This window comes from Roseburia sp. 1XD42-34 (genome assembly GCF_009917385.1).
Classification (GTDB): domain Bacteria; phylum Bacillota; class Bacilli; order Bacillales; family Amphibacillaceae; genus Virgibacillus.
The window spans coordinates 19,580-43,480 of sequence record NZ_QWLJ01000028.1 but is presented as its reverse complement, the minus strand read 5'-3'; the positions used below and the strand labels follow the sequence as shown (position 1 = coordinate 43,480).

Here is a 23,901-nt window from a genome sequence, read left to right as displayed (position 1 = left end):
AACCAAATGGAATTTATTATTAATGAAAAAGTGTATGAATTGAAATTCGGTATTAAATTTATCCGTGAACTGGACAAAGTCTATGAAGTGGATTATCAAGGGATGAAATTTGGGATGGGTGTTAATATGGCATTTATGAACTTACAGCAATGGAACCCAGTTGCGATACATGCTGTTATTAAAGCGGCTGTTTCTTATTTGGACACAACACCAAGCAATAAACAAATAGAAAAGGCCATTGAACAGTATGCGCTAGAAAACGATGGGCTTGGAGATCTCTTTACTGAACTAAAGGATACGTTGGGGAAGTCACCCGTAATGAAGGATACCATCAAACAAATGCAAGTAGCAGCCAAGCAGAAAGAAGGGTAGCTTCAGCGGAAACATATGAGGATATGATTATTAATTGCTTTCGTTATTTAGGATTTACTAGTCTTAAAGACATTGAAGTGCTTACGATAAGGGAGTATGCATTAAGGATACGTGCGTTTCAATTACAGCAGGTGGATAAAGAATACAAGATGTATAAACAAGCTTGGATTAATCACCAAGCTACACTAACAAAAGAGCAGGGTAAAAAGCAAGTCCCAATTTACAAACGATTTAAAGATTTCTTTGATTATGAGAAGCATTTAAAGGAAGTAACAAAGCCAAAGATGATAAATCATAGAATGAAACGTTTAGCGAAAATTGCTAAACATGTTAATTCGGAAAAGGAGGTGCCTTATGGCGGAGGGATCGAGTGAAGCAAGCGGATTTATGCAAAGTTTTCTAGCACAAACAGATGGATTGGGTAAAGCAAGCGAAGCCTTCACCGCGTTACAAACTGAAATAGACCCTGTCGTTGGTAAGTTGGAAGAAATGAAGGAATCATTAGGGTTTATCCCAGGTATGACAGAGGGAATTTCCCAAGTGCAATCAGTGCTTGAACCGTTTATGGGAGTACTAAGCGGAATGCCCTTATTGTTTGAGACGATTAGTTCATTAATGACAAACTTTTTACCAAAGATGTTGGCATTGAAGGAAGCGGTTATGAGTTTATTTGCTATCTTAGCTGCGAACCCGCTTGCTTTAATTATTACTTTAGTGGCGTTACTGGCAGCTGGTTTTGTTTATTTATGGACGAATAGTCAAATGTTTCGAGATATTGTCATGAGTGTGTGGGAGTCGATACGTGCCTTTATGATGCCGGTGATTCAGGAAATTGTTACGTTTGTCATGACCCTATGGGGAACATTAACCACATGGTGGACGCAAAATCAGGCATTAATTTTGCAAACTTTCCAAACAATATGGGGAGCAATTAAATCGGTTATTATGACAGTGATGAACTTCTTAAAGCCTTTTTTACTTGTAGCTTGGACATGGATTTCCACGCAAATTATGCTCGTATGGAACATCATAAAGACAACCATTAAAGTAGCTATGGAATTAGTGATGGGGATTATTCGGACGGTTATGCAATTAATTACTGGGAATTGGTCAGGAGCATGGGAAACTATCAAATCAACATTTACAAATATCTGGAATATTATGAAAGAGTTTGTTACAACCATCGTTAGCACTATTTGGCAAACGATAAAAACGAGGTTCACTCAAGTTAAAGAGACGATTGCTACCTTAATTGGTAATGCCAAAGATGCGGTCGTACAAGGTTTTTTAACGATGGTATCAAATGCTATAGAAAAAGCCCAGGCGATCGTAACTGCTGTCCGCCAAAAGTTTCAGGAAGTGTTTCAAGCGATTCGTACGAAGCTAACCGAAGCAGTTGCGGAAGTCGGAACACAAATAGCTAAAATGCCCGGAAAAGTAATCGAGTTTGCCAAAAATATGGTTTCAGCAGGAAAAGATTTAATTATGGGGCTTATAAGCGGAATTAAGGAAAAGGCAGAAATGGTTGGTGAAGCGGTTCTAAATGCAGCTAAAAGTGCTGTAGATGGCGTGTTAAAGTTTTTAGGCATTAATTCTCCATCTCGATTATTTCGAGATATAGGGGATGACACGATGGCAGGCTTTGCTATGGGGATTAATCAAATGTCCAAAAACGTTATTGCAGCAGCAGGTGCGGTATCGGACAAAGTGCAAGATTCTTTCGATCCGCAGTTTACTTTACCAGCTATATCTGGACAGGTTCATAGTTTAAATCAAGCAGCAAATTTTAGACCTTCCCATCAACTATTACAGGAATGGCATGTGCAAAAACAGCCTGCTACAGTGAATGTAACAATCGGAAAGCAGCAATTTAGTGCGTTTGTAGAAGATATTACACATGCCCAAGCAAGAAAAACAAATTTAACAAGAAACCAGAACTGGTAGGAGGTGTATGATGTATACTTTCATAGATACAGTAGCTAAGAAGACAGGTCTTAATAGCGAGGAAGGACCTTCCCGATTGCAGACTATCTTCAACGGAATGAACTTAGATGATCAGTTATCGGATCAAACAGGAAGCTTTACAACGTTGGTCATTTCCGGAAGAAGTAATGTGGAGCAACAGATTTCCACCGTTGACGTTCCAGGAATGCATGGGATGCTTGAGACAAGCGATCCAACATGGAATGCACGAGAAATTGTGGTGCAGTACCAATTAACTGATCAAACCAAAGCAGGATTTAGAAAGCGATACAATCAATTAAATGCTCTATTGCAGGGATCGAAAAAGAAGCTAGCCTTTACGGATGAAGAGGCTTTTTTTTATGCCACATTATCGGCAAATGATGTACCAGATGAAGCAGCGAATAGCTTGGTAGCAGAGCTTGTATTTTTATGTTCTGATCCATTTAAATATGGAAAAACACATCAAATAATCGCGTTAAGAAAATATACTTGGGAAGAATACAAAAATCAAAAGTGGGGTGATTTCATTGGCAATTAGTACACCAAATTTAAACTTGGTTAAGCCGGAAATAACAGATAAAATTGATGTTTCCATTGCTCATTTTGCGCAAAATGCAGATAAAGTCGATGCAGAAGCAAAGCGGCTGCAAGATAAAGATCAAGCTTTACAAGCAAGCTTAGATAATACAAAGCAAAATGTGGCTGAATTACAAAAAGATGTAACCAATAATCGTGCAGCTTTGGAACAAAATAGTGCGGATATTCGCGTAAACGCCGAAAATATTACGAAAAGTGCATCGGATATTGCAGCACTGAATGAAAGTATCGCATCCATGCAGAGAAATCTCGATCATACAGCAGCAATCGGACAAGAGAATCAATCGAATATCACTGCTATCTTAAGTGAGATAGAAGCAATTAAAGAGAGAGTAACAACGCTAGAAAGTAAACAAGAAATGCCGCCATCAGAGGGTGGGGAATAATGCGCTGGATTGAAATGGCTCAGAAAAATGAAGTATATGTCGAGGGGACAGCCAGTACAGCACCTATGATTACTTCGGTGCTTAAAGAAGAGATACCTTATGTAGAATTTAGTCTCTCCGAGCAAAGATTAAGGCTGCACTATCCATTTAAAGTGAATGATGTGGTACGGATCGATTGTTTGACACAGAAAGTATGGATCAATGAGCAGTTGCAAATGGAAACCATTGACCTGGTTTATGCTGACTTTTTTCACTTAAACCCAGGGCAGAATGAAATAAAAACGATTCCAGCCATGCAATTGGAGGTTATGTATACAGAGAGGTGGTTGTAGAGATGAAAGAAAGAATTTTCATTTTTGATAAGTTCGATAAGCTATTAGCAATCACAAATCAATATGTGGAAGCAGTGTTTGAAGAGACGGTTGAAAAGCCCGTCTCTTTTTCAATTACTTTTCCTATGTCTGATAAAAATGCAGCTTATTTCGTAGGTGGAAATCAGGTTGCGTTTAAAGATTTAAAAGGAAACCTCCGTTTGTTTACGATTCGTGAGGTAGATGATATAGATGGAGAATCTCCAGAAAAAGTAATTCACTGTATGCCGGCTATACAAGAGTTGGCTGATGTTATGGTTGCTAATGGGGAACTTGAAAATGAAGCAGCTGACGCTGCACTAGGCGTTATTTTAAAACATTCTCGTTGGAAAGCAGGTAATGTAGCGGATTTAGGATTAAACTCCATAAGCTTTGCATATCAAAATGCTTATGCCTGTATAGGAACATTAGTCGAGCTTTGGGGCGGTGAAATCGTTGATCGTGTAGAAATAGAAGGGAATAAAATTAGTTGTCGCTATTTGGATATTGTATCACGGAAAGGTGCTGATACTGGGAAACGCTTTGAAATGAATAAGGATATAAAGAATATTACTAGAACGGTACTTTACTATCCGAAAACAGCTTTATATGGACAAGGAAAATCTTTACAATCTGGGGAGGGAAGTTCTGATAAAGTTACCTTTCGTGATATAGAGTGGAAGAAAGAAAACGGCGATCCTACTAATAAGCCAAAAGGGCAAGAATGGGTAGGAGATCCTGAAGCACTTGAAAAACACGGCGTTCCCGATCACGAAACAGGAAAAATCATGCATCGTTTTGGTTTATTTGAGGACAATGATGAAGAAGAACCAGAAAAGCTACTAGCTAAGACATGGGAGGCTGTTCAAGCCGAAAAAACTCCAAAGATCCAATATGAAATGGATATTATCACATTTTACGGCATAGCTGGTTATGAGCATGAACAAGTCATTCTGGGTGATACTGGTGTTGCCAGAGATAAAGAAATGCAACCTATGCTTTTAATTGAAGCAAGAATTATGTCTTGGAAATACGACATTGGAAATCCAAGGGATGGGAGCCTTGTATTAGGAAATATTTTAGACTTAAGTCCAGATAATAGTGACATTGACTGGGTTATCGACAAAGTAAAAGAAGGCAGTGGAAAATGGGATGCTGGAGGAAGACCGATTACGGATGAAAGATTCCCAGATATTGTTCCAAATACACCACAAAATATTTCCGCAACGGGTTTATTCAAAAAGATTATGTTGTCATGGGATTTTGAATCTACTTATGCCATAGCTGCATATGAGGTTTATGCTAGCCAAATAAACGGATTTGTTCCTGATCCAACAAACCTTGTCTTTCGTGGAAAGGTCGGTGCTTACAACTTTGATGCTGACACAGATCAAAAGTGGTATTTCCGAATCTGTGCTGTTAATACACATGGGACAGCAAGTGACTATTCCGAACAGGTTAGTGCAAGTACTGTTCAGCTTGATTTGCCAGATATCGAGGACATTGTTCCCGATTTTATTGAATACGGGATATACAAAGGCAATGAAGCACCTAGTCCTAAAGATTATAAATTTTGGCTGGACACCAGCAAAGAACCTAATTTGTTATATCACTGGGATGAAACAAGCGAAGCATGGAAGGCGCTTGCCCCAACAAATGCTGATGAACTTGGTGCAGTTGACGTAGTGGACTACCAGGAACAAGTAGGGGAGATTGTTTCTGATTTAGCGGATAAAGCGGACTTTGAATGGGTAGGCGGTAAGTTGGTTTCTAAAGCAAATAAAGATGACGTTTATACGATTGAACAGCTAGATAATAAGTTTGATAATGTCGTTTCTAAAACGATGTACGAGACTGACAAAGGCGGCATTGTTACAGATTTAGAAGATCATGAATCTCGTATTAGCCAAACGGAAACAGACATTAAAAGTAAAGTGTCCAATACGCAATATAAACAGGATCAACAAAGCCTAGAGACGTCCATTAAGGAAAACAAGTCTTCCATCGAACAAAACGCTAAGGAAATTGCTTCTAAGGTCTCGGCTGAACAATATAAAACAGATAAAGAAGGAATCATTAGAGATCTAGAAAGCCACGGATCTCTTATTAGGCAAAATGCAAAGAGTATTAGCAGTAAGGTTGATGCGACGTATGTTAAAGGTGAGCTGGGTAAGATTGAGGTTGGCGGGAGGAATTTATATCCAGGTACTTCGAAAGAATTTAAAGAAGTTGAATGGAGTTCGTGGAACCACTATCCCAAACTTAACGAATTTACGCCCGCAGATGCAGAATCTACTTATACTGCTAACATTTATTACAAGAATTTAAGTGGTGGTGCTAACGTTGGATTGCGATTGTTTTGGTACGATGAAAACAAAAAAATGATATCAGAATCAAGTGATAGCGAAAAGTATGTAGAACCATCAAAAGAAGGGTATGTATCTATTACCCGTAAATCTCCAGACCGCACAGCGTATATTAGGACAGTTTTTAGAAGAAGAAAGCCGGGCGGAACTACCAAAGTAGCATATAAAGAACTTAAACTCGAAAAAGGTATTAAAGCTACAGACTGGACACCAGCGCCAGAAGATGTTGAAGCTAAGATCAATAATATTCAGGTTGGCGGTAGAAATCTAGTGAAAAAAAGCGATGTTATTGGGTGGTCGGATGGTTATACATTTGATAACCATGTTTATAGAATTATTAATAAAAAAAGTGCGGGGCTGCGTATAAACCATGATATTTTAGAGCCTAAGACAGAATACGTGATGTCTTTCCGTATAAAGAAGATTGACGGAAGTATCAAGACTTTGGGCGGGCATATGCATGATATGGAGTTCATGAAGGTTTATATGGATGGTGAGTACGTATCAGATAATTGGTCTGGCGGAGCTATGGTGCAGTATTCAGATGATGATAATGAACATAAAGTTATTGTTCATTTTAAAACAACTGGTACTATTACGGATGATTTTTATATACAACCTAATAGAGCAAGTGGATATGCCTATAATTATAGTTCTGAGGTATGGGATTTAAAGGTTGAAAAAGGCAATAAACCAACTGATTGGACACATGCGCCCGAGGATACTCAAGCCGAAATCAAAGCCGTGGAACAATATGCTTCAGAAATTGAACAATCAGCTAAAGGGATAAAGCAAGATGTTACGGCGCTGGAAGCTGATTATTCAACGTTCAAAAAAGGAGCGAATTCAACATTTGAACAGCAAGCGGATCAAATTGCTTCAAGAGTAACGGAAAAGACTTATAACGCCGACATGGACAATATGACTACGCGTGTTAGTAAAGCTGAGTCAAGCATTAAGCAAAATGCCGATAATATCGAATTAAGAGTAAGCAAGAATGGCGTTGTATCAAGTATTAACCAATCTCCGGAGCAAATTAAAATTAGCGCTGAGCGAGTTTCTATTGACGGTGATTTAGTAGTTAGAAACGGGAAAGTTTATATTAAAGACGGAGTCATTACTGATAATTTAATTTCAGGAAATGCAAAAATTGACGGAGCTAAAATAGCTGACGCTTCCATTACGAATGCGAAGATAGGTAACATAAGCGCGGATAAAATACGGGCTGGGATTTTGGATGCATCTAAGGTATTGATTAGGGTTGTAAATGGTACACAGGCCATACAACTTGATGATAAAGGATTCGAATCAATTGATAATAAGGGAAATGTGCGTATCCATATCGGTGTTCGCGATATTGCTGGCAAAGGTCAGTCTGATCCTAGTACCATTCGTTTTTTTGGTGGTAGGGGAAACAAGTCAGCAGGAGTTGGAATGAACGTGAATGATACGTTTGTTATAGGAAGTGGAACAGACGGTGTAGGTATGGAGTTACGGACACACTATAAAATGAACACGATTTATTACGCACGTGAGCACAGATTTGTAATGAAAAATGAAAGAAGTAATGGTTTTCAAAGGCATTATTTTAAAATGCGCGGTCGAACCACTATAAATGGAGATGAAAATCCTTGTTTTGAACCTGATACTAATGCTTGGGGTTATGTAGGAACGACACATTATCATTTGTGGAAAATTAATGCAGTTCATATCAATGAAACCTCAATACGAAGTCAAAAAAGGAATATTGAAGACTTGCCTGTTAGTGAGTCGTACCGTGTCTTGAATGCATTAAGAATGCGCCAATATAATTATGTTAGAAAAGATCAAAACAATAAAGTCTGTCATATGGATAATTTCAAAAGTTTCGGAGTCATTTCTGATGAAGCGCCTGATGAAGTTTTAGGTGAAGAAAGAACAGCAGTAAGACTCTATGCAATGATATCTCACAATCTCAATGTTACAAAGGATCTAATTAAGCGAATTGAGGAGCTAGAAAAAATCATAAAGGGAGAATCTTAAGATGGAACAGGGAGTTAATTGGCAGTATGTAGTGAATGGATTGTCAAATCAAGTGGCGCAGTTGTCACAAGAAAAAGCATATCTTGAAGCTATTGTGGCTACACAGCAGGAAGAAATATTAAAGCTAAAAGAAGAGTCAGAATAATTTATGGTTAACTAAGCTCTATAAAATATGAGAATATTAAATTGCTATAAATGGAGGTAGTATCTAGGTTATGGGTGTGATGAAATTAATGACTTGTTTATAAATAAACCATTAGAAAATTCATATTCCTTATCTTTTCTAACAGAATAGATAGCTTTTCATTAAGCATTATATAATAACTCGACAGTAGCAGATAAGGAATGTGACAGAAATCAAAAAACCTAGCTAGCTCTTTAAAACGGGTTATTAATTTAGAAGGATAACATCTAATAATACATTTTGGGAGGTAAAGGTACTAGTGGGTTTAAATACTGCATAAATGCTTCGCAAGGAGGTCAGTATGTCCGACGAAACTCAATGGTATACAAACAAAGAGTTGTTTGAGCAAATAGCAGCAATTCAAGGTGAATTTAAGGATTTGCGGCATGAAATGAAAGAAACACGAAATATGATCAAGAAGTATAATGGTTTGCGGGAAGAACTGGGGATTGTTAAAGAAAAGGTAGAGCGAATGGAAGCGAGAACAGAAGGGAAAAAGACGTTACTGGAAGCTGTCCGCCTATGGGGTGGGTGGCTTTTTGCTTTTGTTACACTGCTCATTCTGATTACCCAATATGTTTAAAGGAAGAGGGGCGGATGTATGGATAAAGGAACGGTAGTTAGAACAGTAGCTTTAGCGATAGCGTGGATCAATGTCGTATTAGCAAATTATGATTTACAGCCGATTCCAGTGTTACAAGAAGAAGTTATAGCATATGGAATCACGTTTATAGTTTCTATTTGGACGTGGTTTAAAAACAATTATATTACCTTTAAGGGAAGGCGACAAAAGGAAGTGCTGGAAAGAACAAATCTTACAAAATAGACGGACGGCTAGTCCAATCGGGCAAGCTGTTTTTTTAATATTTTATAAAAAGGAGGAATTTACAATGGCAAAAATAGCTATTGGCGCTGGTCATGGAATGCATACATCGGGAAAAAGAAGCCCAGAAGGAGAAAGGGAATGGTCATTTAATAATAAAGTAGTTTCTGCTGCCATAAATTATCTAAATGGCTATGCAAATGCAACTGTTATTCGAATGGATGATCCAACTGGGGAGACAGATGTATCGTTAACAACTAGAACGAATGCAGCAAATAATGCAAATGCCGATATTTTGATATCTTATCATCATAATGCAAATACAGGGCAGTGGGGGGCTTGGACGGGTACAGAGACGTATTATTATCCGGGCTCATCTACTGGCTTAGCTTTAGCAAGAGCTATTCACCCGAGTATTGTTGGAGCTATGGGTTTACGAGATAGAGGAATTAAATCAGCGAACTTTCATATGGTGCGTGAGTCCAGAATGCCTGCAATTTTAATTGAAGGAGGCTTTATGGATTCTACTATTGATATAGTGAAAATGCGTAATAATTCAATTATGGATCAGACTGGGAAAGCATTGGCACATGCAATAGCCAATTATTTGGGCTTGCCATCTGGAGGTGGCGGAAACACGTATACAGTTAAGGCTGGAGACACGTTATGGGGGATTGCTCAAGCACATAACATGACCGTTAGTGAATTGAAGCGGTTAAATAATCTTTCAGATGACACGATTTATCCAGGGCAGGTACTGATCGTCAGTGGGACTTCTACAAATTTTTCCAAGAAAAGCACAGGCTATGTAGAAGTACTTGCTTCAAGTCTTTGGGTATATGATGCTCCTGATTGGGATGCGAAATATGAAGTTGTGAACCAAGGCGAAGTATTTACAGTGAAAAAAGAATTAGAAGTAAAAGGATCTAAAATGTACCAATTAAAATCCGGCTTATATATTACAGGAAATTCAAGTTATGTAAGATATTTTACAAAATAAACCGGTAATCGAGATGAAATGCATTAAAATACAAAGAAGCGGGGCCAACAAGCCCCCTTCTTCAGTATTTTCAATAATAATTAGCCGCCGATGATATGATATCCCGAGTCAACATGGAGAACTTCACCCGTTACACCGCGTGATAGCTCACTCATAAAGAATAATGTTGCATCTCCAACTTGGTCTTGGTCTACATTTCTGCGCAGTGGTGCTTTTTCCTCTATAACTCCTAACTTTTCATTAAACCCGGAAACACCTTTAGCGGATAATGTGCGAATGGGACCTGCAGAAACGGCATTGACACGTATGCCATATTTACCCATATCTTCTGCTAAGTAACGGACACTTGCTTCTAGGGAAGCCTTCGCAACACCCATGATATTGTAATTTTGGATAACTCGCTCTGAACCGAGGTAGGTTTGTGTGACAATACTGCCTCCTTCAGTCATCAGTTCTTTTGCTGCTTTTGTAACAGCAACTAGAGAAAATGCGCTAATCTCATGGGCTAAGAGAAAGCCTTCTCTGGATGTATTCGCATATTCTCCTTTAAGTTCTTCTCGGTTAGCAAATGCCACAGAGTGGACAACTCCATGAATGGCACCGATCTTCTCTTTTATGCTATTGAATGCGTTTGTAATGCTTTCATCACTGGATACATCGCAGGGGACAATTAATTTTGCTTCAATATCGTGCTTGGCGAGCAATTTTGTTAGCTTGCCGTAGGATCTTTCCTGCCGATATGTGAAAATTAAGTTTGCACCCGCTTTATGTAATGAAGTTGTTACTCCCCAAGCGATACTACGTTCACTCGCAACGCCCATAATGACAATATTTTTTCCTTCTACTAAGTTACTCATTAACGTACCTCCATTATTCTTTTAATCGTGCATGAAAGTGCCATATGATATCTAAGAAAAAGTATCTCAGAAAGAAATAACAAATGACACTTAAATGCTTCGTTACTCGCAAGGGAGAACGAAGAGAATTTTTCACTGCATGCTTTTAGTTGCCTCTATTATAACCTAATACACATTTTGAAAGAAACTGTTAGCTATCTCTACTTTTTTAACAATAAAAGTGCTGTTCGGACAAAATTCTATAAAGAAAGTAAAAAAAATTACATTTTCCCTTTACAAATGATATAGAACTAGGTATAATGAGATTCGTCAGTTTCGAAAAAGGGTACAACATGTACAACCTATTAAAACATCCTGGCCCGTTGGTCAAGCGGTTAAGACACCGCCCTTTCACGGCGGTAACACGGGTTCGAATCCCGTACGGGTCACCACGGAGGATTAGCTCAGCTGGGAGAGCACTTGCCTTACAAGCAAGGGGTCGCAGGTTCGAGCCCTGCATCCTCCACCATTGCCGGCCTAGCTCAATTGGTAGAGCAACTGACTTGTAATCAGTAGGTTGGGGGTTCAAGTCCTCTGGCCGGCACCATTTTTTAAAAAAATGAATAAAGTTTAACGTATGTGTTCATAATATTGGAGGGGTAGCGAAGTGGCTAAACGCGGCGGACTGTAAATCCGCTCCCTCAGGGTTCGGGAGTTCGAATCTCTCCCCCTCCACCATTACATTTGTTGGGCCATAGCCAAGCGGTAAGGCATCGGGTTTTGATCCCGTGTACCCTAGGTTCGAATCCTAGTGGCCCAGCCATTTTTTTGTTTGGAAAACTTTTCTATGCTTGTGACAGGGCGATGGACTAGAATTGACATAATACTTAGAATACATCGTATATGAGCCATTAGCTCAGTCGGTAGAGCATCTGACTTTTAATCAGAGGGTCGGAGGTTCGAATCCTCCATGGCTCACCATTTATTACAACTCCATATAGACGATACATAAATTTTAAACAAGGTTGCGACACGTAGTAGCCTTGTTTATTTGTATTTATCCCCGAGTATAAGGTGCTGTAAGGCTCCGCTTCAGTAGTTGGATAATGTTGTACTGCAACAAGTCTAAGTGGCAGATTAACAGCACCTAAATGCTATTCCTAAGCAGCCTTTAGCATACCTTTGGCTACTAACAAGCCCTGGGGGATGAATGAAAACCCCCACATGATGGAAGATTTACTTTGTTCCACACGGTACTCGCGGTAAGACCTGACTTTCCGTCCAACAAGGTAACCCGAGACAGATAAAGTGGAGCAATTGCGAGTAAATGTCAGGTCTTGTACAAAGGTCTTTAGGTTATTTCCTTGAAGAAATGATCAGTGGGAGAAAAGAAAACTTCACTGATTGGGAGTTTACTTTATAATGGACTAGACGATTGATACTAAATGTAGCAATGCCATTTTGTTTATCTATAAAGAGATGTGAGGATATATTCCCAAGAATGCTTGGAACAGTAAATACTTTTGCAGTTAGGACCATATATAGTAAAGCTATTGACGTATGAATGATTACTTAAGAGAAGGTTGAGTGGAGATTATATACTTGGTGGTGAGGGAAAATGCAGACATATATTAATGATATGCAGGAATTTTTGGATAAAGATACTTATAAATTTCGAGCTGAGCAATTAGATATCCTAATCGAATTTATGCTCAATCATATCGGGGACACGAATCCTGGAATAAGGGATCGTCTTATTTATAATTGTTTTGTGAAGCTAATATTGGAGGATCACTTAACTGTACAACAAATGGAATATCTTATAAAGACGTGTGTGAGTGAACGGTATCTATTTTTAAATATAGAGGATGAGACAAAGAGAGATAGCGTGTTTACTCGAACATTTTCAGCACTAGTTTTAGCTGTTATCTTGCATAAGGACGCAACGCATAGAAAACTTTCCGACAAATTAGTATCGCGAGTGATTCAAGCGAGTATAAAATATTTGCTGTCAGAACATGATTATCGTGGTTATGTTCAAGGAAAAGGATGGGCACATAGTGTTGCGCATGGTAGCGATCTGTTAGCTAATGGGATATTACATCCTGTATTTAATAAAAATGATATTACAGCTTGTCTTCGTGCAGTAAGAGAATGCATTTTGGTTGAGTATGCTTATATTGACGATGAAGATGAGCGGTTGATTCAAGTTATTGAAGCTCTCATCGACAAGGATATGAAGGATATGGAATTACGTGATTGGATGGAAAGCCTGCAAGCAGAACATAAAAATCCATATACCAAATATCGTATAGAGTGGAATGTCAAACGATTTCATTATTCCTTGTATATGGCATGGTCAAAGCATAAAGGCTTTTCTATGTCTCAACAAGCGATTTCAGATCGATATTCTACATGATCAATAACAAGTATTTTAAAAAGACTGAATTATTTAGTGATTAGCGGTTGTTTTATTTGGATGGGAGATGCCCTGATTGCTGCTAATTTTTACAGTTGATCTATCAAGTAAGGGAATGAAACTAGACGTATAAACGTGGCTAAGTGGAGATCTTGTTTCTTATGTTTTCGGAAATCACTGGAAGAATCTTTTTATTCTTCATATTAACGGCTTAACGGCGTAATCTTTGTCTCGCTTCTTCTTTTAAATGGAGTCCTTCCAGAACCCATCTATAAAAACCAGTTAGTTTTACTTTAACTTAATTACAATACTATGGTATTATGTGTTTGTTTGGATTACAATTAGCTAAATTTCTAATAAAATGTTAGAAATCGTGATATAATTTTTATAGAATCCGTTTCAAGAGAAGCATTGAAAATCTTAACGTTTTCCATTTAATTAAAAAGATATAAGGAAATCGTCATTGTTTATATATAGAAGATGCCATATTTATGAAGCATGATGAATAAATGTAAAGATTATAAAGTATTGGGATAACGTCAATAGTCCGTGCGTTAGCCACTAACTTGTAAATGAAAGAGGATGCTCAAAAGTCGAGAAAAAAGTCACATCGAAATTTTTTGTAGATTGTTAAATCGTTTTAATTATTTAAATGCATGTGCTTTGCCGCTTGAAACTACGCAGTTCAAACTTCTCGGTTCTTTTTTCTCCATTCTTATGAACATTAATGAAGGAAACATGTTATTAATATATATAATATAAAGGATGATCGGCGATGCAGACTTCCAGAATTCCTGGTTTTTATAAGCAAACAGTAAAGAAGCGAAGAGAATTGCTAAAGGATGTGGAGGCGTTTACGGGAAAAACTTTCGATATTATTTCTTCTAAAGAGCCTCTACCGCTTGATACAGCTGATAAAATGGTAGAAAATGTAATTGGAACTTTTCCTCTTCCCTTAGGAGCAGGATTGAACTTTCTCATAAATGGGAAAGAATATGTAGTACCAATGGTCATTGAAGAGCCTTCTGTGGTAGCTTCTGCTAGTCATATCGCTAAAATTGTCCGTCAAGCAGGGGGATTTACTACAGAAGCAACTGAAAGAGTAATGATTGGTCAAATGCAAGTGGTTGGGTGTGCTGACTTTCAAAAAGCAAAAGCTGCTTTGCTTCAGGCACAAGCTGTATTAATTGAACAATCCAATGCCTCCTACCCAAGCATTGTCAAACGAGGCGGAGGGGCGAAGGAAATAGATGTTCGAATTTTAAATGAAACTGCTGGTTCGAACTATCAGCAAATGCTAATTCTTCATTTATACATTAATACTTGTGATGCTATGGGTGCGAATATTATTAATACGATGGTCGAATCTCTTGCTCCAACGGTAGAGGAGCTGACCGGTGGAAAAGTTTATTTACGTATATTGTCGAATTTAGCTGATCGATGTCTAGCTCGTGCAACTTGTACGATTCCTCCACATTTACTGAAAACAGGGGATTTCTCTGGTGAAGAAGTAAGAGATGGCGTTATCCATGCATATGAATTTGCTGCTTCTGATCCGTATCGTGCAGTTACACATAATAAAGGGATTATGAATGGAATTGATCCGATTGTAATTGCAACTGGAAATGATTGGCGTGCAGTGGAAGCTGGTGCTCATGCCTATGCAGCACGAGAGGGGCAATACACATCCATGACGACTTGGTCTGTTGATACAGAAGGGAGTCTAGTTGGCGAATTGGAATTGCCGATGGCGGTAGGGATCGTAGGGGGTTCCATTAATGTTCATCCAATGGCGAAAGCCGCGCTCAGCTTATTAAATGTAGCATCTGCCCAAGAATTGGCACAGGTGATTGTTGCTGTCGGTCTCGCGCAAAATTTAGGTGCATTAAAAGCATTAGCTACCGATGGTATACAAAAAGGTCATATGGCCTTACATTCTCGTTCTGTTGCTATAGCAGCAGGGGCTACTGGGGAGTTGATTGATATCGTGTCAAAAAAATTAGTAGAAATAAATGAAATCCGTGTAGGAAAAGCTAAAGAATTGGTGGAAGAGTATACAAAATGAGTGCAGAAAAAGTAACAACAACAGAAAAAACAGCTATCGGAGTAGCTTATAGTAAACTAATTTTAATTGGAGAGCATGCGGTTGTACACGGACAGCCTGCTATTGCTATTCCATTTCCATTGGTGGGCGTAGAGACGGTCGTTGAACATTTGCCGGGACCAGTTAAGATTGACACAACTTTCTATCATGGCTCTATTGCCGAGGCTCCAAAATCATTAGAAGGCATTGTGAAATGCGTTGAAGAAACAATGGACTATTTAAATATACCATGTCAGGATATGCTTATACGTATTACATCGTCTATCCCACCTGGTAAAGGATTAGGGTCCAGTGCCTCTGTAGCTATATCTGTCGTCCGGTCGCTATTTGCATATTTTGATGAATCTTATACAGATGAAGAGTTACTGCAATTAGCTAATATAGCAGAGACGTTTGCACATGGAGCCCCGTCAGGGATTGATACATTGACTATTACATCACAATCTCCTGTATGGTATGAGAAAGAGCATCCAACAAATTTTATTAAGCTAAGTGAAGATTTTCATTTCGTTGTAGCAGATTCTGGTCGTGTTGGAGATACACGTTTAGCAGTTGAATCTGTTGCGAATTTATTAAAAAAGACTCCAAAACGAATTCAACGTAAACTGGAACGAATCGGTAAGCTAACTCACGATGCGAAACAAGCCTTAGAGAAAAAAGGAAAGCACATTTTGGGGCATATGTTAAATGAAGCGCAAAAGGAATTAGAGGCCTTAGGTGTCAGTGACACCGGATTGAATCGATTAATTGACTTTGCTAGACAAGAGGGTGCACTCGGCGCTAAATTGACAGGCGGGGGGAATGGCGGCTGTATTATTGCTCTTGCCCAAAATGAGGTTCATTCCAGACAGTTGGCGGAGAAGTTAAGAAAATTTGGCGCACATGCGGTATGGCCGTTTGTATTAAAAGAGAATAAGGAACAATAAGCTATAAGTAGAAGGGGAATGAAAATGAGAGCAACTGCAAAGGCGCATACAAATATTGCCCTTATTAAATATTGGGGGAAGCGAAATGAAGCGATTATTTTACCTACCAATAATAGCTTGTCGCTGACATTAGATGGGTATTATACGACGACAACGGTGGAATTTGACAATTCCCTTTCAAAAGATCATTTCGTGTTAGACGATAAAACGATAGTTGGGGAGCAGTACGGTCGTGTAACCTCTTTTCTTGACATTATTCGACAAATGGCAGGTAAACAAGTGTATGCGCAAGTGACATCCATCAATGAAGTGCCTACTGCTGCTGGCTTTGCCTCATCTGCCTCTGGTTTTGCGGCATTAGCAGCAGCTAGTTCCAAAGCAATTGGATTACATTTATCAGATGAAGAGCTTTCCAGATTAACCCGACGAGGTTCTGGCTCGGCTTGCCGTTCAATTTATGGAGGATTTGCAGAGTGGGAAATGGGGATGCGTGAGGATGGAACAGATTCTTACGCTGTTCCAATTGCTCCAGCAGATTATTGGGATATCCGTGTGGCGGCGGTTGTACTATCTGCAACGAAAAAAAGTGTGTCAAGCCGTGAGGGGATGCGCCGAACGGTAGAAACATCAGCCTTTTTTCAAGGTTGGTTGGATAGTGTTGCACATGACTTAGCGGAAATCAAACAGGGCATCGGTGTGCGTGATTTTCAAAAGGTTGGAGAAATCGCAGAAGCAAATTGCTTGAAGATGCATGCAACTACTCTAGGAGCGCAACCACCGTTTACATATTGGCATGATACGACTTTAGTTGTTATGCAAAAAGTTTGGGAAATGCGCTCCCAAGGTATACCCGTTTATTTTACAATTGACGCTGGTCCTAATGTAAAGGTTTTGTATTTACCTGAGCATGAAACGCATGTCCAACAGACATTACGAAATGTACCTGGGGTAACAGATATTCGTTTGAGTAAACCTGGTCAAGGAATAACGTATATATAGGGGCTGAATCTATTGTCACAATCATCTATGAATATTAAAGTGCCAGGAAAATTAATGGTGGCGGGCGAGTTTGCTGTACTACAGCCGTATCAACATTTAGTTGTTATGGCTGTAGATCGTTTTGTTTATGCAAACATTAAAGATAGTACAAATAATAGCTTACATTTATTGGATTTCAAACTAGAAAATATTGGCTGGAAATATAAAGCGGATAAAGTGGAGCTCTTTTCTACTGATCCAAGAACTGCATTTGTCCAAGCGGCGATGACAACGGCACTGCAGTATTTAAGAGAACAGCAGTATGCAGTAACACCTTTTCAATTAGCCATCAAAAGCGAGCTTGATGATGAATCTGGTGTAAAGTATGGTTTAGGATCGAGTGCCGCTGTAGCGACATCTGTTATTGCTGCCATTTTAAATAAGTTTATGCCCGAGACACCAAAAGCAAAGCTAATTTATCAACTGGCTTCTATCGCCCATGTAGTGACACAAGGAAATGGATCTGGGGCAGATGTGGCGGCATCATCTTATGGTGGCTTTCTTAATTATTCTTCTTTCCAAGCGGAATGGCTCCGTGAAGCATACAAAAAGTCACATTCATTAACCGAACTCACCCGCAAGGATTGGGTTTATGCTTCTTTGGATCCTATAACATTACCGAATTCTGTTCATGTTTGTATCGGTTGGACAGGAAAACCAGCATCTACTAAAAAACTTGTCGACCAAATCCTGCAACTAAAAATAACTAGTCCAGAAAAGTTTGCACATTTTATTTCCCATAGTGATCAGGCAGTTAAAAAAGTGTTACAAGGAATGAAGCAAAATAATCCGGAAGTATTGCTACAAGGTATTAAAGACAATCGTCATGCACTAGCAGCTGTTGGAAAGGATGCAAATGTTGCTATTGAAACGCCATTATTAACGACCCTATGTGATTTGGCGGAGGAGTTTGGTGGTGCCGGCAAACCATCAGGAGCTGGTGGAGGGGATTGTGGCATCGCTTTTATGCGCTCCAAGGAAGCAGCAGAAGCATTAATGGAGGCTTGGGTAAAAGCTGGAATAAAACCACTTGCACTACAACCCCATCCGCATGGAGCAATGGTTAGTGAAGCCAAAGATATGTAAAGGATTCATATAACAGATGAGTACTTTATCCCGCATATAAATTGCTGTAAGACTCCCGCTTCAAAAACTGGAGAATATCCATACTATAACATAATCTAAGTGGGAGATAACAGCACCAAAATCCCCGATTCGTGCAGGCCTTTAAGTCATACCGATTATGGTACTACCAAGCTGCGTCAGGAATGCAATCATGTGTGTTTGAATATTCATTTCATTCCGATAATCATATAAATGTTTTTGTAAAGCACATGGTATTCGCGTGAAGCATCCATGTGCTTTTTTGTAAGATAAGCAAGTATAAAATGAAGTGCTTGGGAATAACGAAATAACCGAAGCCACGTCCGGCGCATGAACCCAGCAACTAGGCGACTTCACGAAATCGTCCTACGAGATAAGGCCTCATTGGTTGTAGCTAAGAGGAAGGCCCACTAAATACGGGCTCGCCGCCCGACGTCGGCATACCCCTGGTTTTAGCTAAAACTTTAGTTGCTTCGTTCCAGTCGCTACGTTGCTAACCGGGCGCTCTGCGCCTTTGTTCTACTTGGGTTTCAGTAAATTATATTTAGGTTCGTTATTTGTATGAAACCTTTTCTTAACCTCTGCCATTCATCATGTCGTAATTGATACAATTTTATTTTGCCCTCTTGAGAACGGTTATTAAGTTTTTGTAAAAGATTTACATTAAGTTAACAGAAAAAATAACATGCTAATAAAATAAGCCAAAAAAACCTATCAATAAACCTGTTTATAACAATTTACATTATTCGGAATTAGAAATGAAATATTAACGTTTCTTTACAAAAACGTAGCATTTATTTAATTTTGTATTTAATTTTCCTTCATAATTGTTAACTATACTTATAGTAGGCGTTTAAGAAAAGAGGAAATGCGATGGTGGGGAAGACAGAAGTATATATGATTTCATCATTTTAAATGGTGTGCTTTGCCCCGGCAGAAATTGTTGGGAAGGTAAATAAGCAAAAAATTTCATCATGGGACTGGAAAGGAAGTTAGAGGCTTGAACATATTAATTACAAATGAGGACGGTATTTTTTCACCTGGGATGAAGGCGCTGGCGGAGTTGCTTTCCCATTTTGGCAATGTGATGGTCATTTGTCCTGAAACAGAAAAGAGTGCTTATAGTTATAAAATAACATTGCGTCGACCATTAAAACTAAAAAAAGTAGATTTTGCTTTTCCTGCAGAAATATATGCAGTCAATGGTTCTCCAGCAGATTGTGTGAAGCTGGGGGTAGACGTTCTAGAAAGAAAAAAGCCAGATATTGTATTTTCTGGTATAAATATTGGTCCGAATGTAGGTAGGGATTTATACTCTTCTGGAATCATTGCTGCTGCACAAGAAGCGATGGTGTACCAAATTCCTTTTATTTCTGTCTCGTTGGAGACGTTCGATAGCAGGAAAATAAAATTCGACATTGTAAAACAATTATTCTATCAAGTTGTTGATGTTATTATTCAACACAGGGTACCTAAAAATTTAATGCTTAATGTAAATCTACCCTATACATCGAAAGATCTATGTAAAGGAGTGCGTGTTGTTCCAATGGATCTATCCGTATCGCGGTATAACTTTACTGGGTTGAACGATCCATATGGTCATGTTTATTACTGGTTAAAGGATAGTTACCAGGAGTGGGAGGTTAACGAAGGCACCGATTATGATTTACTAAAAAGAGGATTTATCACGATTTCTCCAATCGAATTAGTACATACGAAGAAACGAAGAATCGATCAACTCGCACGCTGGTTCCAATATCATAATAAGGGATAAGCAGTAGTGATCTGCATATATATACAATTTCATGTTGAGTTGAGTCACTTCCGCCTTTTTGTCTACAATAGCAATAAAGGGGGGACTTTTCATGAAATCAAACATATCCATTATTGGGGTTCCAATGGATTTAGGGCAGAGTAGACGTGGTGTTGATATGGGGCCAAGCGCTCTGCGTTATGCAGGCGCATTGAAGAGGTTGGAGGCGTTAGGGTACAAGTTGCATGATCATGGTGATATATCCATTACACGTCCAGATAAGTATGAAACAGGACAAGCTTACAAACTAAAGAACTTGCTTCAAGTTATTGAAGCTAACGATATGCTGGCAACAATGGTTGATCAAGCAGTAGAAAAGGGGAATTTTCCGTTGGTTTTTGGTGGAGACCATAGTATTGCCATTGGGAGCTTGGCGGGGATTGCCAAGCATTATAACCAACTCGGAGTCATTTGGTATGATGCGCATGGGGATTTAAATACCGAAGAGACATCCCCTTCTGGTAACATCCACGGAATGCCGCTTGCGGTTAGCTTAGGATTAGGTCATGAAAAGTTAACTTCTATTGCTGGATATACGCCTAAGGTGAAACCGGAAAACATCGTAATTATTGGTGCGCGCTCCCTTGATCCGGGGGAGAAGGAGTTAATAAGACGTAAAAGAATTCAAGTATTTACAATGCATGAAGTGGATCGTTTAGGCATGCCACGCGTCATAGAGAGAGCGATTTCCTATTTGAAACCTCGTACAGATGGGGTGCATTTAAGTGTAGATTTAGATGGGCTTGATCCTTCAGAAGCACCAGGTGTAGGCACGCCAGTTATAGGAGGTATGACTTATCGAGAAAGCCATTTAGCCATGGAGATGCTGGCAGAAACGGGGATGATTACGTCAGCAGAGTTTGTTGAAGTAAACCCTATACTTGATGAAAAAAATAAAACAGCTACACTTGCAGTAGGTTTAATGGGATCATTATTTGGAGAAAAATTAAAGTGAAACTTGTAAAAATATGTTAAAATAATAAAGAGATCGTTCACTCCACAAAGGTCACTTGGCCATTGCTGTTACTAAATAAACTATAAGGGGATTTAAAAAATTACATCATGTTGTGGGTTTTAGATAGTTGTTTTTTGAAAACACCCATTTTGGTCAGTAACCAATTCACGTAGGCATTTTTCTCCGTTCCTACCGATAGAAGTAGCACAAAAACCTAAAGGCACGCTTGAAAAAGTGAAAAAATTTTTTGCGTGAATGCAGAATTGATGTAGCTTACCTTGCCCTTGAAAAGGAAGAATACTTTTTATGCATGCCATGCTTTCTATGATCAACAACCTTTCCTGAACGAATGGAGCAATAGGAGCCTTTATCTCCCGCTATGAATTCTTTGTATCCATGTCAACTTTTAAAGTGGGAGCTTTACGGCATCTTACATGTGGGATAAATGGAAAAAGACATGATTTTTCATGTCTTTTTTACCCTATATTTTTTTGTTTTTGTTTATAATGACGTGCTTGTATGCATGCGTTATTTTTTACGGTTGTTGGTTAAATATTCTAAGATTAGTGCATCTAATTCAACACTTGAGTTAATTACTGCTTCAGAGGTTAATGCATGCGAGTTGCTAAGAGAGATCATTTCCTCTCTGCCATTTTCAATTCTTTCTAATAATATAGAATTACTCACAAATCTACCCTCCTATCTAGTATAATATAGTAGGATAGTAACCAAAAATTTGCAATCATAAACATTTACATTTTTTTAATATTTTTTGAAACCTATTGATCGGCTAATTCGTAACAATATTACCGCATAGTTAAGCGGAGGTACCAATATGGATGAAATGATAAGAGACAGAATTAAACAAGTGAAAAAAGGAGATCAATCCGCTTTTGAAGATGTGGTCTCATTCTTTCAAAATAAGATCTACCAGCACTGCTTTCGCATGCTTGGTAATGCACACGAGGCGGAAGATATAGCGCAGGAGGCTTTTATTCGGGCATATGTCAATATCCATTCTTTTGATGAGCAACGGAAATTTTCGACGTGGTTATATCGAATTGCTACGAATTTAACGATTGATCGTATTCGTAAGCGAAAACCGGATCATTATCTTGATGCTGAGGTAAAAGGGACGGAAGGGTTGAATATGTACTCGCAGATAGCCGATAAGGGAAGGCTGCCAGAAGAAGAAGTCGAGGGAATTGAACTGCAACGCTATATTCAGTACGAAATTTCACAGCTTCCTCCAAAATATCGCAGTATCATTATGCTGCGGTATATTGAAGAATTCTCCCTCCAGGAAATTAGTGAAATCCTGGATATTCCACTAGGGACCGTAAAAACCCGTATTCATCGTGGAAGGGAAGCCTTAAGGAAAAAGCTTCGTCACGTGTAAAGGAGTGTGACTCACTTGAATTGTAATAAAGAAGCAGTAGAATTAATGCATTATTATTTAGATGGAGATATTACAAAAGAACAGGAGCAAGCGCTGAGTTGCCATTTGGAAAATTGTGAAGCGTGTCAAAAACATTTTCATGAATTAAAACGAACAATTACACTTATACAAAGCACCGAACAAATAAAGGCTCCTGCTAATTTTACAGCAAATGTGATGGATAATCTTCCTACCGAACGGAAGCGATATAAATATAGAAGATGGTTTAAAGCCCATCCGATTTTAACTGCCGCAGCCATATTTTTTATTTTTATGTTTAGCGGTATGTTTTCGTTGTGGAATCAAGACAATCAATTGAGTGTATCAAAGCAGGAAAATCTGATTATTAAAGGAGATACAGTCATTGTCCCTGCAGACGAAACTGTCGAAGGGGATTTAGTCGTTAAAAATGGTGATCTGATTATTAACGGTACGATAGACGGGAATGTCACTCTTATTAATGGAGAACTCATTGAAGAACCTATTGAAGGTGATGGTTTGATGGCTTCCGTTGGGGAAATAAATGGAGAAATAAAGCATGTAGATCAAATGTTTGAATGGATATGGTACTCCCTGAAGGAACTGTTCCAGAGTATTTTTTCATTTTAAAATAAGATCTATCTAACCTGAAGGCGGTGATTCCGAATTCAGGTTTTTATCTTACCTAATAAAGGAAGTGTAGTTTTTACAACTATTTGTGAAATGTGGTATGTGTCATGGGGAATTTTAGCAGAATCAATTTAAGTTCAGCGATACATAATTAACGTACGTAATATAGATTTAATGTACGATTTGTATATAGTTTATCCCGCATGAAGGTGCTGTAAGTATCCTCTTCAAGAACTGGATAATCCATACTACAACAAGCCTAAGCGAGAGATAACAGCATCTAAATGCCCGATATACCATATAAGGTACGAACAATCAGTGGGGAATGAAAGAAGACCTCCACTAATTCGCTTTATGGATAAGTGATCATTTTCTATCTCCTGTTATTAGGTGTTTTCTTTACTTTTATCCAGCTTAGAACTGCTATGTGAAAATCGTACATTATATAGGTGATTTTATGTTACAATAGGAATGTTATAATGACTTTTTAAATAATGAAGAAGTTCGAACCGGCTTCCAGTAAATGAGCCTTGAAAAAAAGCGTCAGCTGGGAAATTAAACAATGGTACTAGCCGTTTCGAACAATTTGATATA

The 23,901-nt window shown here is 38.6% G+C and carries 22 protein-coding genes and 6 tRNA genes; 26 read left to right on the top strand and 2 right to left on the bottom strand.

Going from position 1 to position 23,901, the window contains the following annotated elements; translation table 11 throughout:
• Positions 1 to 6: 6 nt before the first annotated feature.
• The 11 genes from D1839_RS14165 (at position 7) to D1839_RS20870 (ending at position 10,065) form a co-directional block, all read left to right on the top strand.
• Positions 7 to 372 (top strand): tail assembly chaperone, encoded by a 366-nt coding sequence (locus D1839_RS14165; protein ID WP_120380595.1) that lies wholly within the window; start codon positions 7 to 9, stop codon positions 370 to 372.
• A 23-nt stretch (positions 373 to 395) separates the two neighbouring features.
• Positions 396 to 746, top strand: coding sequence for a hypothetical protein (locus D1839_RS14160; protein ID WP_199690181.1), 351 nt, complete (start codon positions 396 to 398; stop codon positions 744 to 746).
• Entirely contained in the window at positions 727 to 2,316 is a 1,590-nt protein-coding gene (locus D1839_RS14155; RefSeq protein ID WP_120380594.1) for a phage tail protein, read from the top strand. The genes D1839_RS14160 and D1839_RS14155 overlap by 20 nt, the downstream gene beginning before the upstream one ends.
• A gap of 10 nt (positions 2,317 to 2,326) precedes the next feature.
• A complete protein-coding gene (locus tag D1839_RS14150) occupies positions 2,327 to 2,875 on the top strand; it encodes a distal tail protein Dit (RefSeq protein ID WP_158589668.1) in 549 nt (182 codons plus the stop codon).
• Complete coding sequence (locus tag D1839_RS14145; RefSeq protein ID WP_120380592.1) at positions 2,865 to 3,320, top strand: hypothetical protein; 456 nt, start codon at positions 2,865 to 2,867, stop codon at positions 3,318 to 3,320. The genes D1839_RS14150 and D1839_RS14145 overlap by 11 nt, the downstream gene beginning before the upstream one ends.
• Positions 3,320 to 3,652, top strand: a complete 333-nt coding sequence (locus D1839_RS14140; RefSeq protein ID WP_120380591.1) for a phage distal tail protein — start codon at positions 3,320 to 3,322, stop codon at positions 3,650 to 3,652. The genes D1839_RS14145 and D1839_RS14140 overlap by 1 nt, the downstream gene beginning before the upstream one ends.
• Before the next feature lie 2 nt (positions 3,653 to 3,654).
• Complete coding sequence (locus D1839_RS14135) at positions 3,655 to 8,058, top strand: phage tail protein (protein WP_120380590.1); 4,404 nt, start codon at positions 3,655 to 3,657, stop codon at positions 8,056 to 8,058.
• Between the two features lies 1 nt (position 8,059).
• Positions 8,060 to 8,203, top strand: coding sequence for a hypothetical protein (locus tag D1839_RS14130; protein WP_158589667.1), 144 nt, complete (start codon positions 8,060 to 8,062; stop codon positions 8,201 to 8,203).
• 340 nt (positions 8,204 to 8,543) lie between these two features.
• On the top strand, positions 8,544 to 8,825 hold the full coding sequence (locus tag D1839_RS14125; protein ID WP_120380589.1) for a hypothetical protein: 282 nt from the start codon (positions 8,544 to 8,546) through the stop codon (positions 8,823 to 8,825).
• An 18-nt stretch (positions 8,826 to 8,843) separates the two neighbouring features.
• Positions 8,844 to 9,068 carry a phage holin gene (locus D1839_RS14120; RefSeq protein WP_120380588.1) on the top strand — a complete coding sequence of 75 codons (225 nt, stop codon included), beginning with the start codon at positions 8,844 to 8,846 and terminating at the stop codon, positions 9,066 to 9,068.
• A gap of 64 nt (positions 9,069 to 9,132) precedes the next feature.
• Complete coding sequence (locus tag D1839_RS20870) at positions 9,133 to 10,065, top strand: N-acetylmuramoyl-L-alanine amidase family protein (protein WP_120380587.1); 933 nt, start codon at positions 9,133 to 9,135, stop codon at positions 10,063 to 10,065.
• Between the two features lie 80 nt (positions 10,066 to 10,145).
• Here the strand turns inward: D1839_RS20870 and fabI are convergent, their stop codons facing one another.
• Positions 10,146 to 10,922, bottom strand: a complete 777-nt coding sequence (gene fabI, locus D1839_RS14110; protein ID WP_120380586.1) for an enoyl-ACP reductase FabI — start codon at positions 10,920 to 10,922, stop codon at positions 10,146 to 10,148.
• Between the two features lie 356 nt (positions 10,923 to 11,278).
• On the opposite strand from fabI, the gene D1839_RS14105 reads away from it, so the two are divergent.
• From D1839_RS14105 to rocF, 13 genes are all read left to right on the top strand, one after another.
• A tRNA-Glu gene (locus D1839_RS14105) sits at positions 11,279 to 11,353 on the top strand.
• A 1-nt stretch (position 11,354) separates the two neighbouring features.
• A tRNA-Val gene (locus D1839_RS14100) sits at positions 11,355 to 11,430 on the top strand.
• Positions 11,431 to 11,432: 2 nt separating this feature from the next.
• Positions 11,433 to 11,508: transfer RNA gene (locus D1839_RS14095), tRNA-Thr, on the top strand.
• Between the two features lie 46 nt (positions 11,509 to 11,554).
• Positions 11,555 to 11,639: transfer RNA gene (locus D1839_RS14090), tRNA-Tyr, on the top strand.
• A gap of 10 nt (positions 11,640 to 11,649) precedes the next feature.
• Positions 11,650 to 11,724, top strand: a tRNA-Gln gene (locus tag D1839_RS14085).
• Positions 11,725 to 11,806: 82 nt separating this feature from the next.
• Positions 11,807 to 11,882, top strand: a tRNA-Lys gene (locus D1839_RS14080).
• Between the two features lie 637 nt (positions 11,883 to 12,519).
• Positions 12,520 to 13,320 carry a DUF2785 domain-containing protein gene (locus D1839_RS14075; protein ID WP_120380585.1) on the top strand — a complete coding sequence of 267 codons (801 nt, stop codon included), beginning with the start codon at positions 12,520 to 12,522 and terminating at the stop codon, positions 13,318 to 13,320.
• A 775-nt stretch (positions 13,321 to 14,095) separates the two neighbouring features.
• Positions 14,096 to 15,385 (top strand): hydroxymethylglutaryl-CoA reductase, degradative, encoded by a 1,290-nt coding sequence (locus D1839_RS14070; RefSeq protein WP_120380584.1) that lies wholly within the window; start codon positions 14,096 to 14,098, stop codon positions 15,383 to 15,385.
• The gene (gene mvk, locus D1839_RS14065; protein WP_120380583.1) at positions 15,382 to 16,350 is read left to right on the top strand and encodes a mevalonate kinase; all 969 of its coding nucleotides are present in this window, start codon (positions 15,382 to 15,384) and stop codon (positions 16,348 to 16,350) included. The genes D1839_RS14070 and mvk overlap by 4 nt, the downstream gene beginning before the upstream one ends.
• A 24-nt stretch (positions 16,351 to 16,374) precedes the next feature.
• Positions 16,375 to 17,349: a diphosphomevalonate decarboxylase gene (gene mvaD / locus D1839_RS14060; RefSeq protein WP_120380582.1), complete on the top strand. Its 975-nt coding sequence runs from the start codon at positions 16,375 to 16,377 to the stop codon at positions 17,347 to 17,349.
• 12 nt (positions 17,350 to 17,361) lie between these two features.
• Positions 17,362 to 18,474, top strand: coding sequence for a phosphomevalonate kinase (locus D1839_RS14055; protein WP_120380581.1), 1,113 nt, complete (start codon positions 17,362 to 17,364; stop codon positions 18,472 to 18,474).
• Between the two features lie 1,018 nt (positions 18,475 to 19,492).
• Positions 19,493 to 20,266, top strand: coding sequence for a 5'/3'-nucleotidase SurE (gene surE, locus D1839_RS14050; RefSeq protein ID WP_120380580.1), 774 nt, complete (start codon positions 19,493 to 19,495; stop codon positions 20,264 to 20,266).
• Between the two features lie 91 nt (positions 20,267 to 20,357).
• Complete coding sequence (gene rocF / locus D1839_RS14045; protein WP_120380579.1) at positions 20,358 to 21,260, top strand: arginase; 903 nt, start codon at positions 20,358 to 20,360, stop codon at positions 21,258 to 21,260.
• 528 nt (positions 21,261 to 21,788) lie between these two features.
• Here the strand turns inward: rocF and D1839_RS14040 are convergent.
• Complete coding sequence (locus D1839_RS14040) at positions 21,789 to 21,947, bottom strand: aspartyl-phosphate phosphatase Spo0E family protein (protein WP_199690179.1); 159 nt, start codon at positions 21,945 to 21,947, stop codon at positions 21,789 to 21,791.
• A 148-nt stretch (positions 21,948 to 22,095) separates the two neighbouring features.
• On the opposite strand from D1839_RS14040, the gene sigW reads away from it, so the two are divergent.
• Both sigW and D1839_RS14030 read left to right on the top strand, forming a co-directional pair.
• On the top strand, positions 22,096 to 22,659 hold the full coding sequence (sigW, locus tag D1839_RS14035) for an RNA polymerase sigma factor SigW (protein ID WP_077303239.1): 564 nt from the start codon (positions 22,096 to 22,098) through the stop codon (positions 22,657 to 22,659).
• Between the two features lie 15 nt (positions 22,660 to 22,674).
• Positions 22,675 to 23,307 carry a zf-HC2 domain-containing protein gene (locus tag D1839_RS14030; RefSeq protein WP_120380578.1) on the top strand — a complete coding sequence of 211 codons (633 nt, stop codon included), beginning with the start codon at positions 22,675 to 22,677 and terminating at the stop codon, positions 23,305 to 23,307.
• Positions 23,308 to 23,901: the final 594 nt, after the last annotated feature.

Excerpts from the sequence above, each read along its gene's own strand:
- D1839_RS14165 (WP_120380595.1), top strand. The coding sequence starts at position 7 with ATGGAATTTATTATTAATGAAAAAGTGTATGAATTGAAATTCGGTATT.
- D1839_RS14160 (WP_199690181.1), top strand. The coding sequence starts at position 396 with ATGATTATTAATTGCTTTCGTTATTTAGGATTTACTAGTCTTAAAGAC.
- D1839_RS14155 (WP_120380594.1), top strand. The coding sequence starts at position 727 with ATGGCGGAGGGATCGAGTGAAGCAAGCGGATTTATGCAAAGTTTTCTA.
- D1839_RS14150 (WP_158589668.1), top strand. The coding sequence starts at position 2,327 with ATGTATACTTTCATAGATACAGTAGCTAAGAAGACAGGTCTTAATAGC.
- D1839_RS14140 (WP_120380591.1), top strand. The coding sequence starts at position 3,320 with ATGCGCTGGATTGAAATGGCTCAGAAAAATGAAGTATATGTCGAGGGG.
- D1839_RS14135 (WP_120380590.1), top strand. The coding sequence starts at position 3,655 with ATGAAAGAAAGAATTTTCATTTTTGATAAGTTCGATAAGCTATTAGCA.
- D1839_RS14130 (WP_158589667.1), top strand. The coding sequence starts at position 8,060 with ATGGAACAGGGAGTTAATTGGCAGTATGTAGTGAATGGATTGTCAAAT.
- D1839_RS14125 (WP_120380589.1), top strand. The coding sequence starts at position 8,544 with ATGTCCGACGAAACTCAATGGTATACAAACAAAGAGTTGTTTGAGCAA.
- D1839_RS14120 (WP_120380588.1), top strand. The coding sequence starts at position 8,844 with ATGGATAAAGGAACGGTAGTTAGAACAGTAGCTTTAGCGATAGCGTGG.
- D1839_RS20870 (WP_120380587.1), top strand. The coding sequence starts at position 9,133 with ATGGCAAAAATAGCTATTGGCGCTGGTCATGGAATGCATACATCGGGA.
- fabI (WP_120380586.1), bottom strand. The coding sequence starts at position 10,922 with ATGAGTAACTTAGTAGAAGGAAAAAATATTGTCATTATGGGCGTTGCG.
- D1839_RS14075 (WP_120380585.1), top strand. The coding sequence starts at position 12,520 with ATGCAGACATATATTAATGATATGCAGGAATTTTTGGATAAAGATACT.
- D1839_RS14070 (WP_120380584.1), top strand. The coding sequence starts at position 14,096 with ATGCAGACTTCCAGAATTCCTGGTTTTTATAAGCAAACAGTAAAGAAG.
- mvk (WP_120380583.1), top strand. The coding sequence starts at position 15,382 with ATGAGTGCAGAAAAAGTAACAACAACAGAAAAAACAGCTATCGGAGTA.
- mvaD (WP_120380582.1), top strand. The coding sequence starts at position 16,375 with ATGAGAGCAACTGCAAAGGCGCATACAAATATTGCCCTTATTAAATAT.
- rocF (WP_120380579.1), top strand. The coding sequence starts at position 20,358 with ATGAAATCAAACATATCCATTATTGGGGTTCCAATGGATTTAGGGCAG.
- sigW (WP_077303239.1), top strand. The coding sequence starts at position 22,096 with ATGGATGAAATGATAAGAGACAGAATTAAACAAGTGAAAAAAGGAGAT.